The following is a 15,798-nucleotide window of genomic DNA, read 5'->3' on the forward strand; positions in this document are numbered from 1 at the left end:
CTGCCCTATTTTGCAAGGGATAAACTATGAGAAATGTCGCCCCTGTTGCTGTACTGCTGGCATTAACGTTTTGTTCCGTTCGTGCGAATGCCGAAGATGAACCGCAAATTATTACGCCGGAAGGGCTGGCAACCAGTCAGATGCTTCCCTCTCTGGATGGTTCTGTGGCCGATCTACCGCTAAGCGTTGCCGCTCCCGGAAGCCTGACGCTTAACGACGCGGTGAGTCGCGCCGTGAGCTGGCATCCTTCTATTCGTGAATCCATTGGCAAACTGCTCTCGCAAAATGAGCAGATAGACGTGGCGAAAGCGAAATATTACCCGCAAGTTACAGCCGGAATGAACAACGGCTACAGCAATACCTACACTGACCATGGCTTCAGCCCTGCACTGGTCATTTCGGTGTCACAAATGCTGTATGACTTCGGCAAAGTCGCCAGCCAGGTGCGCGCCGAAACCGCCGGTTCAGCGCAGCAACAGGCAAACGTGTTACTCAGCATCGATACTGTCGCTCACGCTACCGCCAATGCCATCGTCCAGGTTCAGACATGGCAACAGATGGTGGATGCCGCCGAAGAACAACTGGTCGCGCTAAACGGTATTGGTCGACTGACCAGAGAACGTAATGATGAAGGGGCGACCTCGCTGTCAGACGTAGTGCAAACCGATGCGCGTATCGAGTCCGCACGTTCTCAACTGGCGCAATATCAGGCCAATCTCGACAGTAGCAAAGCGACATTGATGAGCTATCTCGGCTGGAACTCGCTTAACGGCATCAGCAATGAGTTTCCGGTAAAACTGGACAGCAGTTGCGATGTGGTAAAACCGGAGGATAAGTTAGTTCCTGCAGTGCTGGCGGCCTGGGCGCAGGCGAACGTCGCGCAGGCCAACCTTGATTACGCCAACGCGCAGATGACGCCAACCATTTCCCTGGAGCCATCTGTTCAGCACTATCTCAACGACAAATACCCCAGCCATGAGGTGCTCGACAAAACGCAGTACTCAGCGTGGGTAAAAGTCGAAATGCCGCTGTATCAGGGAGGCGGGCTCACCGCCCGACGCAACGCCGCCAGCCACGCGGTAGAGTCCGCACAGTACTCTATTCAGCGCACCCGACTCGAAGTACGACAGAAATTACTGGAATCCCACAGCCAGGCAATGAGTCTCGCGACTGCATTGCAGATCCTGCGCCGCCAGCAGCGGCTGAGCGAACAAACGCGCGAACTGTATCAACAGCAGTATCTGGATCTCGGCTCACGCCCATTACTTGATGTTCTTAACGCCGAACAGGAGGTGTATCAGGCCCGTTTTGCCGAACTCCAGACCCAAAGCCAGCTTCGCCAGCTACAACTGAACTGCCTCTACAACACCGGATCGTTGCGCCAGGCGTTCGCCTTAAATAACCGCAGCATTCAATCGGTGGAGATCCAGCTATGAGCGACGTCGAGCCTGTTGTTGAAGATGCTATTGGCGAACCCACCCTGAGCCAGTGGGCGCAGGCAATGACGCATATTGCCAGCCACTATCGCGTTGCCTGTTCGCCTGGTGCTATTCAGGCTAACGCCCCATGGTTTGAGGGGAAAAGCAAAACCCTTGCTTTGACGCAATTAGCGCGCCAGGCGGGACTTTCCTTTCATACGCTGGATACCGCAAAGCAGGTACTTAACCAATGGCGTTTACCGGTGGTGGCGGAACTGCACGACGGCCAAATCATGGTGATCGAACATTTTAACGGTGAAGATGCCCTGGATGTTTTTATCATCGCCGACGAGGGACAACGCAACCGGCTGGCAGTGGCTGAGCTTCTGCCAGAAATCCATACTATCACCGCACTGCGCCCGTTATCGGCATTAAAAGACGGTCGGGTTGATCGCTATATTTCGCGCTTTAGACCCGACTGGATACGCGAGCTGGTTTTACAAGATATCCGCCCTTACCTGCCGGTCATGATTGCCGCCTTTCTGATTAACGTCCTGTCGCTTGCCGGGATTATCTTTTCGATGCAGGTCTATGACCGGGTGATCCCCGCCCAGTCTTATCCAACGCTGTATGTTCTCTCTACCGGTGTTCTGGTGGCGGTGCTGTTTGGCTTTTTGCTGCGAGAAGCGCGTACCCACATCATGGACCTGCTCGGCAAACGCGCCGATATGCGCATTTCCGATCGCGTGTTTAGCCACGCATTGCGGCTGCGCAACAGCGCTGTCCCCCGCTCAACGGGGAGCTTTATTTCTCAACTGCGCGAGCTGGAACAGGTTCGTGAGATGATCACCTCTTCGACCATGTCGACCATTGTCGATCTGCCGTTTTTCTTTCTGTTTATTGTCGTACTGGCGTGCATTGCTCCACCGCTGGCGTGGATAGCCCCCGTCGCCGCCATTCTGATGATTCTGCCGGGTCTGTTATTACAAAAAAAACTGGCGGTGCTTGCTAACCAGGCCGCACATGAATCCACTCTGCGCAACGCGGTGCTGGTCGAGAGCGTTCAGGGGCTGGAAGACATCAAGCTGATGCAGGCGGAAAACCGCTTTTTACAGCAATGGAACAGCTATATCCGCATTACTGGAGAGTCCGGGTTACGCACACGCAAGCTTACCCAGGGGCTGATCGGCTGGGGGATGTCAGTACAAAGCCTGGTTTACGCCGCCATCATTATGTTTGGTGCGCCGATGGTTATTGAAGGCACGATGACCACCGGGGCCGTGGTGGCGGCTTCAATGCTCGGTTCCAGAATGATCGCCCCGATGGCTAACCTGTGTGGTGTGCTGGCCCGCTGGCAGCAGGTCAAAGCAGCCAAAATGGGGCTGGACAGCATTATGCAACTTCCCACCGAGACGCAGCACGATGAAGACCGGGTACACCAGGAGATTTTTCACGGCCATTATCTGTTTGAGAACGCACACTTTCGCTACCACAGCGACGATCAGCGCGTTCCGCTGCGGATCTCGCGCCTGGAGGTCATGCCCGGCGAACGGGTGGCGATCCTCGGGCGTAACGGCGCCGGGAAATCAACGCTGCTGCAGGCCATGGCGGGTGGCGTGGAGATTATCCAGGGCGATGTCCGGCTCGACAACCTGAGCCTGGCGCAGATCGATATGGCCGATTTACGCCGCAACATCGGTTTTCTCAGCCAGAATGCTCGGCTGTTTTTCGGCACCCTACGCGAGAACCTGACCCTCGGCGCACCGCATGCCAGCGACGCGCAGATCTTCGAAGCGCTGGAGGTCAGCGGCGCGGCGGCTTTCGTTAAACAGCTCGCCAAAGGGCTGGCGCACCCCATTATGGAAGGCGGCAACGGTCTGTCCGGCGGCCAACGGCAGTCGATCCTGCTGGCAAGAATGCTGCTACGCTCACCCAATATTGTCCTGCTCGACGAACCCAGCGCCTCGCTGGATGAACATACCGAACGGGAGTTTATTCAGCGCCTGAACCTGTGGCTGGGCAACCGCACATTGATTGTTGCAACCCATCGCGTACCGGTTCTGGAACTGGTCGAACGCGTGGTGGTGCTCAAAGAAGGTCAACTGGTCATGGATGCCCCGAAAGCGCAGGCGTTGAATGCGAGCCGGGCACCAGCCCCTACTCACGGTCGGGAGTGGAAAAATGAAAACCAATCCGCATGACGCCGCCATGGACGACCTCGATATCCGCCGGGAACACCGTTTTTCCGGGGCCAGCCGCATTATTCTGCTCAGCACGCTGCTGTTTGCAGTCCTGGGGATCTGGGCATATTTCGGCAAGCTGGATGAAGTCTCAACCGGCAGCGGGAAAGTGATCCCCAGCTCGCGCGAACAGGTATTGCAGTCGCTTGACGGAGGGATCCTCGCCGAACTCAGCGTGCACGAAGGAGATAAAGTTCAGGCCAACCAGATTGTCGCCCGCCTCGACCCAACGCGTTCGGAGTCCAACGTGGGTGAAAGCGCCGCCCGCTATCGCGCATCACTGGCCTCCAGCGCAAGGCTCAATGCCGAAGTTAACGATCTGCCGCTGGTCTTTCCCGATTCACTGCGCGCCTGGCCGGATCTTATCGCTTCCGAAACGCGTCTGTATAAAAGCCGTCGCGCGCAGCTTGCTGATTCTATGGTGGAACTGCAGGATGCGCTGGTCTCGGTAAATAAAGAGCTGGCCATTACCCAACGGCTGGAGAAAAGCGGTGCCGCCAGCCACGTAGAAGTGCTGCGCCTGCAACGACAAAAAAGCGATCTTGGACTCAAAATAACCGATCTGCGCTCGCAATATTACGTGCAGGCGCGTGAAGCGCTGTCGAAGGCCAACGCCGAGGTAGATATGCTGGCGGCTATCTTAAAAGGTCGCGAAGACTCCGTCACCCGCCTGACCGTTCGCGCCCCGATGCGCGGTATCGTAAAAAACATCCAGGTCACCACGATTGGCGGCGTGATCCCTCCTAACGGCGAAATGATGGAGATTGTCCCGGTAGACGATCATTTGCTGATTGAAACCCGCCTGTCACCGCGCGATATCGCGTTTATCCACCCCGGACAGCGGGCGCTGGTGAAGATTACTGCCTATGACTACGCCATTTACGGAGGGCTGGAGGGCGTGGTCGAAACAATCTCCCCGGACACCATTCAGGACAAAGTGAAACCGGAAATTTTCTACTACCGCGTGTTTATCCGTACCCATCAGGACTTCTTGCAGAACAAGCTGGGACGCCATTTTTCTATCGTACCGGGCATGATTGCCACTGTGGATATAAAAACAGGTGAAAAAACCATCGTCGACTATTTAATCAAACCATTTAATCGTGCAAAAGAAGCACTGCGCGAGCGGTAAATCCTTGCGGTTAAAGGGTTGTGGGGGCTGGTCACGCGTGTCACAAGTCTGTTATACTTGTTCTAACACATTGGGGCTGATTCTGGATTCGACGGGATTCGCGAAACCCAAGGTGCATGCCGAGGGGCGGTTGGCCTCGTAAAAAGCCGCAAAAAAATAGTCGCAAACGACGAAAACTACGCTTTAGCAGCTTAATAACCTGCTCTGAGCCCTCTCTCCCTAGCTTCCGCTCTTAAGACGGGGATCAAAGAGAGGTCAAACCCAAAAGAGATCGCGTGGATGCCCTGCCTGGGGTTGAAGCGTTAAAACTAATCAGGCTAGTCTGGTAGTGGCGTGTCTGTCCGCAGGTGCCAGGCGAATGTAAAGACTGACTAAGCATGTAGTACCGAGGATGTAGGAATTTCGGACGCGGGTTCAACTCCCGCCAGCTCCACCAAATATTGATGTACCGAAGTTCAGTAAAGTCTACTAAGCCCGCACAGCACAAGCTCTGCGGGCTTTTTTACGTCCATTGTCGTCTAGTGAGAATTGCTGAGAACCACGAGTTATGGCACCCTAAATGGGACCCAAGACAAAGGGTCCAAAAATCGAGGGTCCCAAAATGGCAAAGATCGCGAAGAAACTCACCGACACTGAAATCAAAAACACCAAGCCAGCAGACAAAGAAATCAACTTGTTTGACGGTGATGGCTTGATTCTACGAATCTCTCCCCTCTCAACAGGTGGGAAAAAGAATTGGTATTTCAGGTATTCAGTACCAGTGAGCAAGAAAAGAACCAAGATGAGCCTTGGGACCTACCCTCACCTTACCCTGGCAAGAGCAAGAGCCTTACGTGATGAATACCTCTCCTTGCTTGCCAATGGCACGGACCCTCAAGTCCATAACAACGATAAAGCTAATGCATTAAAGAATGCCACAGAACACACATTACAAGCCGTGGCGAGAAAATGGTTGGATGAGAAGGTAAAGACCTCTGGCATCTCACAAGACCATGCAGAAGACATCTGGCGGAGCCTTGAACGAAATATTTTCCCCGGTCTGGGTAATGTGCCAATCAATGAGATCCGTCCCAAGCTCTTAAAACAGCATCTTGATCCAATTGAACAACGGGGAGTACTGGAAACCTTGCGGCGGCTAATTTCCAGGTTGAATGAAATCTTCCGTTGGGCGGCTACAGAAGAGCTGATTGAATTTAACCCCGCAGATAATCTAGGCCAACGTTTCAGTAAGCCTAAAAAACAGAATATGCCTGCCTTACCCCCCTCTGAACTCCCTCGTTTTCTGGCAGCACTGAACAATGCTTCTGTCCGTTTAGAAACAAGACTACTGATTGAATGGCAACTTCTCACATGGGTTCGCCCTGGTGAAGCTGTCCGCGCAAGATGGTCTGATATAGATATGGATAACAGCATGTGGAACATCCCAGCTGAATTTATGAAGATGAAAAAACCTCATAAGGTCCCATTAAGCAAACAATCTCTTCGGATACTCAAGTCTATGGAATCAATCAGTGGGCACCGCGAGTGGGTATTTCCCAGCATAAAGGCTCCCTTAAATCATATGCATGAACAAACAGCCAATGCAGCAATTATCCGTATGGGCTTGGGAGGTGAACTTGTTGCCCACGGGATGCGATCTATTGCAAGAACGGCAGCGGAAGAGTCAGGTAAGTTCAGGACAGATGCCCTTGAAGCGGCCCTTGCCCACTCAAAAAAAGACGAAATTATCGCTGCATATAATCGTGCGGAATATATTACCGAACGAGTAGCTCTCATGCAGTGGTGGGGAGATTATGTCCTGGCGCAACAGCTTAAAATTTTTGCTGCTTAAAGGGACGAAAGGCTACTAATCAGTAGCCTTTCCAGTATCCCCATACATGGGGCAAATAACAAACTGTACATAGTACAGGATACATATCAGCAAAAACACTTGATGACATACATTATTAATAAATCATTTTTAAATAATGTCAACGTCTGTGATGTGATTTATTTCTATAATTAATGTTAGATCTGGCAATGCCATTATACTTTTAAAAAAAATAAAATCCATACTATCCCCCCCGTTACTTATAATCAAATGAAAATATAACTTATCCTAATCCTGTCAAATAAAATTTATTTTTCACTTACAAATAATCAGCCTTTAAAAAAAATAACTAATACAAATTCAATACACAATAATAATTTCACACCTATACATTTACCATTCACTGTTATAGCCCATTATAATCTTGAGCTAAAGAAATGTATTACCGGGTTTCACTTGCACAATCGAAGATGTATATTAGAAGCACTACCTGCGCTGCAAGAGAAGCCTTTAAAATCAATACAAGCGAAGCATTTAAACAGCCTTTTCATATAACTTCCTTTAAGCTACCGAAGCGATGCATTCGGAGCTTCTCCTGAACTGCAAGAGAAGCTTTAAAATCAATGCAAGCGAAGCTGTATATATTTACATAAGAATATCCGTTACTACGTTTTTTATTATTATAACTAAAGCAAGGGCTAACTCAGCGAAGCCGCTGCGCTTGCTTCTTCGAGTTCCCCTTGCTTTTCTGCCCTTCGGTTAGAAAAGAAACCAAACCGCTACCAACCTTGAATATCTATTTTTTTGAATAGCCCCCCCCCTCCTTAACTACCACTATCAAAAATAGAAAAATCATCTTACAAATAACCCCACACACATCATTTTAGATTGCGACCTTATTAAATTAAAAATTCAACCTTAGATGGAATTTAATGTATAAGGAATGTCTTACTGTAACGGAGAATTTTAAACATTAAAAATTATAGATATGGTTTGTCATAGCCTGTACATCTATTCACCCCATGCATATGCACTAAAAAAGCATTTTTTGAATACTGGAGTTGCCCCTGCTAAAACGGACACGGCTAATTAACTGCTAATATGGCATCAAGATATTAGCGTGGCGATTTCATGTTCAACCCCTTGTGTGGATGCAGATTATCATAATCCTCTATCCATTCTGCCATTTTTCCATCACTGAGACTGCATCCGGCAGATCATTTACTTACACGTAATTCCGCTTGAACGTCTTTACAAACGATTCTGCCATGCCGTTGCTTTCCGGATGCGTACTGGTGTAGTACACACGATGAACCCCAGTGAACTGGCGAATGTGCGCGTGGCATCGGCTATGCTGCAATTATGCCAATGACAGTGGCTCCATTGACGGCAATGACCTGACATCTACAATCCCGCTACAAAGCACTTACTCCATGAGTCATTGCACTTGCTGAGCTAAACAAACACACTAAAACCAGACAATAATTAATCGCTGTATAAGCTCGTAACAAGCGGAACTTTAAGGCAAAATAGGGCCATCGTCCCCCTTCACAAGGTTACGCTAATGGCCAGAAAACCTAAAGAAATCAAAACAGACCCGTTAGAGGTCATCCTGTGGAAAGCAGCTGACAAGCTACGTAAGAACATTGATGCAGCCGAGTACAAGCATGTCGTGCTGGGCCTGATTTTCCTTAAGTATATTTCTGATTCTTTTGAATCTCATTATGAGTTGCTGAAGGCTGGTGAAGGCGAGTTCACAGGCGCTGACCCGGAAGATAAAGACGAGTACACTGCTTACAACATTTTCTTTGTCCCTGAGCTTGCACGCTGGAACTATCTAATATCTAAGGCCAAGCTACCCGAAATCGGTAAGCTGGTTGATGATGCTATGGAGCTTATCGAAGCGGGTAACCCACAGCTAAAAGGTGTGTTGCCGAAAGTCTACGCTCGCCAGAACCTCGACGCCACTGTACTGGGTGAACTGATAGATCTGATTGGCAACATTGCACTGGGAGATGCCAAAGCGCGTTCTGCTGATGTATTAGGCCACGTATTCGAATACTTCCTTGGTGAATTTGCACTGGCAGAAGGCAAACAGGGCGGTCAGTTCTATACGCCAAAATCCATCGTAAGCCTGCTGGTTACCATGCTGGAACCCTATAAAGGCCGAGTCTTTGACCCTTGCTGCGGTTCCGGTGGTATGTTCGTTCAGTCAGAAAAATTTGTTGAAGCGCATCAGGGAAATATTGACGATATTTCGATTTACGGTCAGGAATCCAACCAGACCACCTGGCGTCTGGCAAAAATGAACCTGGCAATTCGTGGCATTAACTCCGAACACGTTCGCTGGAATAATGAAGGTTCATTCCTTAACGATGCTCATAAAGATTTAAAATCTGATTTTATCATTGCTAACCCACCGTTTAACGTTTCCGACTGGTCCGGTGAGCAGCTTCGTGGTGATGCCCGCTGGCAATATGGCATTCCACCTGCTGGCAACGCTAACTTTGCATGGATGCAACATTTTTTGTATCACTTGTCTCCTAAAGGGCAAGCGGGTGTTGTTCTGGCAAAAGGGGCATTAACTTCTAAAAGCTCTGGTGAAGGTGATATTCGTGCTGCACTGGTAAAAGATGCCAATGTGATTGACTGTATCGTCAACTTACCGGCAAAGCTGTTCCTGAATACTCAGATCCCTGCTGCATTATGGTTTATGCGCCGTGACCGTCATAACAGCAACCAGTATCGTGATCGCAGTAAAGAAATTCTGTTTATCGATGCCCGTAATCTTGGTCATTTGATTAATCGTCGTACCAAAGTGCTTTCTGACGACGATATTAAAACCATCGCAGACACCTACCATAACTGGCGTAACAAAGGTGGCGACTATGAAGATGTGGCGGGTTTCTGTGCGTCCGTAGACATTGATGAAGTGGCTAAACTCGATTATGTGCTGACTCCGGGCCGTTATGTTGGTCTCGCTGATGAAGAAGACGATTTCGACTTCAAAGAACGCTTTACGGCTCTTAAAGCTGAGTTTGAAGCGCAACTGGAAGAAGAGGCGCGTCTGAACAGAGCCATCGTTGATAATCTGGCGAAGGTGGTTTTATGAGTAGGTGGAGAAATTTTTGTATAACTGAATTAGCAGATTTTTGCAACGCACAAAGAATTCCTTTGAGTGCTATGGAACGAGCCCATAAGAAAGGAAATTTTCCATATTATGGAGCGTCAGGAATTGTCGATTATATCGACAATTATATTTTTGATGGCAGCTACATCCTTATTTCTGAAGATGGAGAAAACTTAAAGTCCAGAAAAACACCTATAGCATTTGAAGCTACTGGAAAATTTTGGGTTAATAATCACGCTCATGTCCTTAAAGCTAAAAAGCCCCATTTAACGGCATTGATAATCCAATATTTTTCACAACTTGATCTATCTCCTTATTTAACAGGTGCTGCTCAACCAAAATTAAATAAAGCATCGCTAAATTTGATTCCTCTTTACTTACCAATTGATGAATCTGAACAAAAAGCCATCGCCTCTATTTTGTCCTCTCTTAAAGACAAAATAGACCTGCTTCATCGCCAGAATAAAACGTGGGATCTATGGCTGAAACTCTGTTTAGGCAGTGGCTGGATAATGAACAACAAGATAATCTGAAAGAAGGAAAGCTTTCAGACATTATTTCTCTTAAATATGGAAAAGCCCTCAAACAAGAAAACAGATCGGGAGAAGGTTTTCCTGTCGTTGCATCAGGGGGAATAGTCGGATTTCATAATGAATACTTAGTTAATGCGCCTGGGATAGTTATTGGCCGCAAAGGTACTCTTGGTAAAGTTTATTACATGTATGAAAATTTTTACCCAATTGACACCAGTTATTACATTGAAAGCAAAATAAAAAATAGCAAATTATTTTATGAGTATTTTTTGCTCAAATCTTTAGGTTTTGAGAATATGAATAGTGATTCAGCCGTTCCGGGGCTAAACAGAGATTCAGCAATGAGTTCATCTATAACTCTTCCTTCATTTGAAATGATTATTAATTTCAACAGTTTTTGCGAAGGCTTTTTTAATAAAATCAAAATTAACTCAACACAGGTTAATACACTAGAAAACCTCCGCGATACCCTCTTACCGAAGCTCATGAGCGGTGAATTACGGGTTCAGTATGCAGAAGAAGCAATCGCGTCAGTAGCATAAAATAATTAAGTGGGTGCACAACCCGCTCTCTGGTTAAGCGGCAATAAGGACAGTACGCATGGCAAAGATGACCGAATCCGATATTGAAGTAATGGCAATTGAGCACCTGCAAGGGCTGGGCTATGAGTATGTTTACGGCCCGGACATTGAACCCAGTGGAATCAATCCGTTACGTAGCTATCAGCAGGTTATCCTTGAAGATAAAGTGCGTACAGCATTGCAACGAATTAACCCGCACCTTAGTGAGCAGAAGTGTGAAGAAGCTCTAAAACAGGTGATGCAGATCAGCTCACCTGACCTAATGGCAAACAATCTAACCTTTCATCGCCTTTTGACCGAAGGAATCAATATCGAAGTCAGCAAGGATGGTAATACACAAGGAGAACTGGCCAGCCTGATCGACTTTAACGATCCCACTAATAATGCATTTCTGGTCATTAATCAGCTCACCATCAAAGAAGGCAACCATACCCGCCGACCTGATCTTATTTTATTCATCAATGGCCTGCCATTAGTCGTTATCGAACTTAAAAATGCCGCTGACGAAAATGCAACGGTAACAGGTGCCTATAATCAGATTAAAACCTATCAGAACCAAATCCCCGGTCTGTTTAACTACAATGCTTTTAATGTGATATCTGACGGGCTGGAAGCCAAAGCGGGGACGGTTTCTGCCGATTTCAGTCGTTATATGACGTGGAAAACTGCTAACGGTAAAACGCAAGCCACCAGTACCCAACCACAGCTTGAAGTTTTATTACAGGGGTTGCTTAATCCTGTAACGCTGCTGGATATAATCCGCCACTTTATCGTGTTTGAGGCCAGCAAACATGAAGACAGCAAAGGGATTATCAGTATCCGTACTGTTAAAAAAATGGCGGCTTATCACCAGTACTACGCGGTCAATGCAGCAGTTCTTTCCACTATTCGTGCCTCAGCGGTGAATGCGGACTCCCCCTCTGCCGAAGTGGCACTGCGCCAGCAGGGACGTAACAGTAAAGATCTTGTTAATGCGCAAAAAACCGGAGATCGCAAAGCGGGCGTAGTCTGGCATACTCAGGGTTCCGGTAAATCGCTTTCGATGGTGTTTTATACCGGGAAAATTGTGCTGGCGCTGGATAATCCGACAGTTGTTGTGATTACTGACCGTAACGACTTAGATGATCAGCTATTCGGTACGTTCTCTTCCGCGACCCAGCTACTTCGTCAGACACCAAAACAGGCCAACAACCGGGAAGAACTCAAAGAATATTTGCGTGTCGCCTCTGGCGGTGTGGTGTTTACTACTATTCAAAAATTCCAGCCTGATGATGGCAGCAATATCTATGAGTTGTTGTCAGACAGAACCAATATTGTCGTTATCGCTGATGAAGCACACCGTTCCCAGTACGGTTTCAGCGCCAAAGAAGTTGACGTGAAAGACAGCGAAGGCAACGTAACAGGTAAACGCACCGTTTACGGCTTTGCCAAATATATGCGTGATGCCTTACCTAATGCGACCTATCTCGGCTTTACCGGAACCCCCATAGAAAAAACGGACGTCAACACGCCTGCTGTTTTTGGTAACTATGTTGATATCTACGATATCTCGCAGGCCGTTGAAGATGGTGCAACAGTTCGTATCTTTTATGAAAGCCGTCTTGCCAAAATTGCCATCAGTGATGAAGGTCGTCAGCTTATTGAAGACTTTGATGATGAGTTTAACGAGGACGAACTGACGCTCACGCAAAAAGAACGTTCTAAATGGGCCAGAATCGAAGGTTTGATTGGCAGTTCAAAACGTATTAAAGCGATTGCGGCGGATATGGTTCTGCACTTTGAGCAGCGCTTAAAATCCAATGCCGATCATGGTAAGGGCATGATTGTTACCATGTCCCGCCGTATTGCTGCTGAACTATATAAAGAAATCATAGCCTTAAAACCTGAATGGCACAGCGATGATTTAAATGACGGTATAATAAAAGTCGTCATGACCTCTTCTGCTGCTGACGGGCCAGAAATTGCCAAACACCACACCACAAAAAAAGAACGTCAGGTTCTGGCTAACCGTATGAAGGATGACGACGACAAGCTGAAACTGGTGATAGTGCGTGATATGTGGTTAACCGGCTTCGACGCTCCCAGCATGCATACGCTGTATATCGACAAACCAATGAAAGGCCACAACCTTATGCAGGCAATTGCCCGTGTGAACCGTGTGTATAAAGATAAGATAGGCGGTCTGGTTGTTGACTATCTGGGCATTGCCTCTGATTTAAAAGAAGCCCTCTCCTTTTACTCTGATGCAGGTGGACGTGGAGATCCTGCTGAGGTTCAGGAAGAAGCCGTAACGCTCATGCAGGAAAAGCTGGAAATCCTGGAAGGCATGATGCATGGATACGATTACAAAGCTTACTTTGCCGCAACTACCTCACAACGCCTGACAATTATTCTTGAATCAGAAAACCATATTTTAGGGCTGGATAACGGTAAAGGTAAAATGCGTTTCCTGGCTGCGGTTGCAGCCTTATCGCAGGCATTTGCATTGGCGACACCGCACGATAAAGCAATGGAAGCGGCACCCGAAGTAGCATTCTTCCAGGCCGTAAAAGCCAGACTGAATAAATTTACTGAAAACTCAGACGGATCAGAAGAAGAACACAATGACAGTCTGGAAGTTCGGGTAAAACAGACTATCGATCAGGCTCTGGTTACCGATAAAGTTGTTGATATTTTTGACGCTGCTGGGATACAAAAGCCAGATATTTCCGTTCTTTCTGAAGAATTCCTTCAGGAAATGAAGGATTACCAACACAGAAATATTGCTTTGGAAACGCTTAAAAAACTGCTTTCTGACGAGATTAAGGTTCGCTCGAATCAAAGTATCACCCAAGGCAAAAAACTGATTGATATGCTGACCTCTGCAATCAATGGCTACCAGAACAAGGTACTGACCGCAGCGGAGGTAATTGATGAGCTAATCAAGCTTGCCAAGACTATCCAGGAATCTGACAGCCTTGCCACCCAGTTAAACCTCAGCGCTTATGAATATGCCTTCTATTCTGCTGTTGCAGATAACGACAGTGCTCGCGAGTTAATGGAAAAGGAAAAACTACGAGAACTGGCAGTCGTACTTACGGAGGCTATCCGCAACAATGTCAGTCTTGACTGGACAGTGAAAGAAGCAGCAAGAGCAAAAATTCGCGTGGTGGTAAAACGTCTGCTCAAAAAATATGGTTATCCACCCGATATGTCCTTGCTCGCCACAGAGACCATTTTGAAGCAGGCTGAACTTTTAGCTGGAGAATTAGGAAAATGATTCCCTAAATTCTTAGCATATAAACTATTTTAAGTTATACAGGAGAAGCTAATGGATAGCAGGCCATATCTTAAAACAGTACTATATATACTATCACTGTGGCTTTTATTTTTATCATTATTAATTATGTCCTACGATAAGGTTTTGATAAAAAATGTGTGGGACTATATTTTCACGGAAAACTTTACTCTCTCAATCTCGTCATTGAAAGTGAGAAATATCGTTTTCATAGTTAGTTTGATTTTCATCTTTATTGGTGCAATTATTTTAATAGTCCTTGCAAATAGCTTTGGTTCGGGTTGGTCTGTTGCATGCACTGTCTCGGATATCAGCAATGAAAACCATGAACATTTAGAGTTTTTAACCACTTATATAATGCCCTTAGTTTGTAGGCGAGATGCCAGCTCGCTTACTAATAAAACAAAAATAAATTTGAATACCGTACAATCTGGTGTCATTAATATCTTGAAAACAACAAAAAAGGAGATAAACAATGATATCAAGCGAAAATAATAAAAATAACCTATTCCGTGTAAAGTCTAAAAATGGTGTCCTTCGTTGCCTTAAGGCTGGCATGGATATAAATATATGCAATAGTAAAGGCCAAACTGCTCTTTTTACCTGTAATGTACCTGAAGCTATACAGGCAATGATTGACGCTGACATTGACATTCACCACTTGGATAATGAAGGTAATAATGCATTATTCTATGCTCAAAATGTTGAAACAGTGGAACTTCTTGTCAGCAATGGTATTAATGTTAACCACCGGAATAAGTCAGGCACCCTTGCGATTCAACATATTGATGTTTCACCAGGGTTAGTAAAATATCTTATCAAAGCAGGACTAGATATCCATACCAAAGATAGCTATGGCAATTCCTTTCTTTTCATTCCATTTGAAGGATATGTATACGATGCACTCATTGAGGCTGGTTGCGACATTAATCATAAAAATTTAAGCGGGCAGACAGCATTCGATTACTGGCAGTCAGAAAACCACAGCATAGTTGGTAAATATACTCACTGGGAATCTAAAAACGATAACTACATTCGTTTTCTTATCCGTAATATTCATCTTAAAGACAGTTCAAAAATTGTATTCACGAACATTACATTTAAATCAATTGAGCTCTTGTCGTTACTTATAAAGCAAAAAAATGAATTTGAGATAAGTGATAAGTGCATTATCACACCAACAAATGCCGACGTTAAAAAATTAATTTTACAACTAAAGAAACTGACAGACATTAGTCATGTTTGGTTTTACATAAACAGTACATATCTACTGACTCAATATGTAGGAAGACTGCTAATTAAATGGTTAATATGTCATGATATAAAAGTTGATGTAGAATCACTAAAAGAACGCTACTTCTATGAAGAAATCCTCCAGGAAAAATCACAGAGAGAGCAAAAGGTTTTACGAACAACGCTTCAACCAGTTACCTGTAAAGCAATTACAAAAAAAAGATTATGAATTGAATATGCCTGAACACTCTCCCCTTGGCTTTAACCTTTAGTTAGATAGCCAAGGGGCGCTAACATCATTAATTTAATACAAAGCCCCACATTGCACCTTAGCACTTTGATAAATTTATTTTTTAAAACACCCTCATCGCCAATTCATACAATATCAATCACTACTCTCAAACCAAATCAATCAGATAAAACACAGCACTTTTTGATAAAAAT

10 protein-coding genes, 1 other RNA gene and 1 pseudogene are annotated in these 15,798 nt (G+C 46.2%); 11 read left to right on the forward strand and 1 reads right to left on the reverse strand.

Annotated elements, in window-relative coordinates:
- The first annotated feature begins 26 nt into the window (after window positions 1-26).
- From OGY19_RS00255 to OGY19_RS00275, 5 genes are all read left to right on the forward strand, one after another.
- Window positions 27-1,436, forward strand: a complete 1,410-nt coding sequence (locus OGY19_RS00255; protein ID WP_124021039.1) for a TolC family outer membrane protein — start codon at window positions 27-29, stop codon at window positions 1,434-1,436.
- Window positions 1,433-3,619 (forward strand): type I secretion system permease/ATPase, encoded by a 2,187-nt coding sequence (locus OGY19_RS00260; protein WP_115601630.1) that lies wholly within the window; start codon window positions 1,433-1,435, stop codon window positions 3,617-3,619. Before OGY19_RS00255 ends, OGY19_RS00260 begins: the two co-directional genes overlap by 4 nt.
- 7 nt (window positions 3,620-3,626) lie before the next feature.
- Window positions 3,627-4,790, forward strand: a complete 1,164-nt coding sequence (locus tag OGY19_RS00265) for a beta-barrel domain-containing protein (RefSeq protein ID WP_137376301.1) — start codon at window positions 3,627-3,629, stop codon at window positions 4,788-4,790.
- A 72-nt stretch (window positions 4,791-4,862) separates the two neighbouring features.
- Window positions 4,863-5,226, forward strand: a transfer-messenger RNA (tmRNA) gene (ssrA, locus tag OGY19_RS00270).
- Between the two features lie 165 nt (window positions 5,227-5,391).
- On the forward strand, window positions 5,392-6,621 hold the full coding sequence (locus OGY19_RS00275; protein WP_174592890.1) for an integrase arm-type DNA-binding domain-containing protein: 1,230 nt from the start codon (window positions 5,392-5,394) through the stop codon (window positions 6,619-6,621).
- Window positions 6,622-7,715: 1,094 nt separating this feature from the next.
- Here the strand turns inward: OGY19_RS00275 and OGY19_RS00280 are convergent.
- Window positions 7,716-7,962 (reverse strand): annotated as a pseudogene (locus OGY19_RS00280) (integrase core domain-containing protein); the annotation flags it as partial.
- Window positions 7,963-8,164: 202 nt separating this feature from the next.
- On the opposite strand from OGY19_RS00280, the gene OGY19_RS00285 reads away from it, so the two are divergent.
- The 6 genes from OGY19_RS00285 to OGY19_RS00305 are packed head-to-tail and all read left to right on the forward strand — an operon-like array spanning window position 8,165 to window position 15,583.
- Window positions 8,165-9,712 carry a type I restriction-modification system subunit M gene (locus OGY19_RS00285; RefSeq protein ID WP_286596180.1) on the forward strand — a complete coding sequence of 516 codons (1,548 nt, stop codon included), beginning with the start codon at window positions 8,165-8,167 and terminating at the stop codon, window positions 9,710-9,712.
- Entirely contained in the window at window positions 9,709-10,263 is a 555-nt protein-coding gene (locus OGY19_RS00290; protein ID WP_286596181.1) for a restriction endonuclease subunit S, read from the forward strand. The genes OGY19_RS00285 and OGY19_RS00290 overlap by 4 nt, the downstream gene beginning before the upstream one ends.
- Complete coding sequence (locus tag OGY19_RS00295) at window positions 10,209-10,805, forward strand: restriction endonuclease subunit S (RefSeq protein ID WP_286596182.1); 597 nt, start codon at window positions 10,209-10,211, stop codon at window positions 10,803-10,805. Before OGY19_RS00290 ends, OGY19_RS00295 begins: the two co-directional genes overlap by 55 nt.
- A 58-nt stretch (window positions 10,806-10,863) precedes the next feature.
- A complete protein-coding gene (locus tag OGY19_RS00300) occupies window positions 10,864-14,103 on the forward strand; it encodes a type I restriction endonuclease subunit R (RefSeq protein ID WP_110869412.1) in 3,240 nt (1,079 codons plus the stop codon).
- A 51-nt stretch (window positions 14,104-14,154) separates the two neighbouring features.
- Window positions 14,155-14,616, forward strand: a complete 462-nt coding sequence (locus OGY19_RS24525) for a KwaA family protein (protein ID WP_502873216.1) — start codon at window positions 14,155-14,157, stop codon at window positions 14,614-14,616.
- Entirely contained in the window at window positions 14,597-15,583 is a 987-nt protein-coding gene (locus OGY19_RS00305) for an ankyrin repeat domain-containing protein (RefSeq protein ID WP_073544700.1), read from the forward strand. Before OGY19_RS24525 ends, OGY19_RS00305 begins: the two co-directional genes overlap by 20 nt.
- The last annotated feature ends 215 nt before the right edge of the window (window positions 15,584-15,798 follow it).

It is taken from the genome of Citrobacter sp. Cy070 (assembly GCF_030332245.1).
In the GTDB taxonomy this organism is placed as follows: Bacteria; Pseudomonadota; Gammaproteobacteria; order Enterobacterales; family Enterobacteriaceae; genus Citrobacter; species Citrobacter youngae.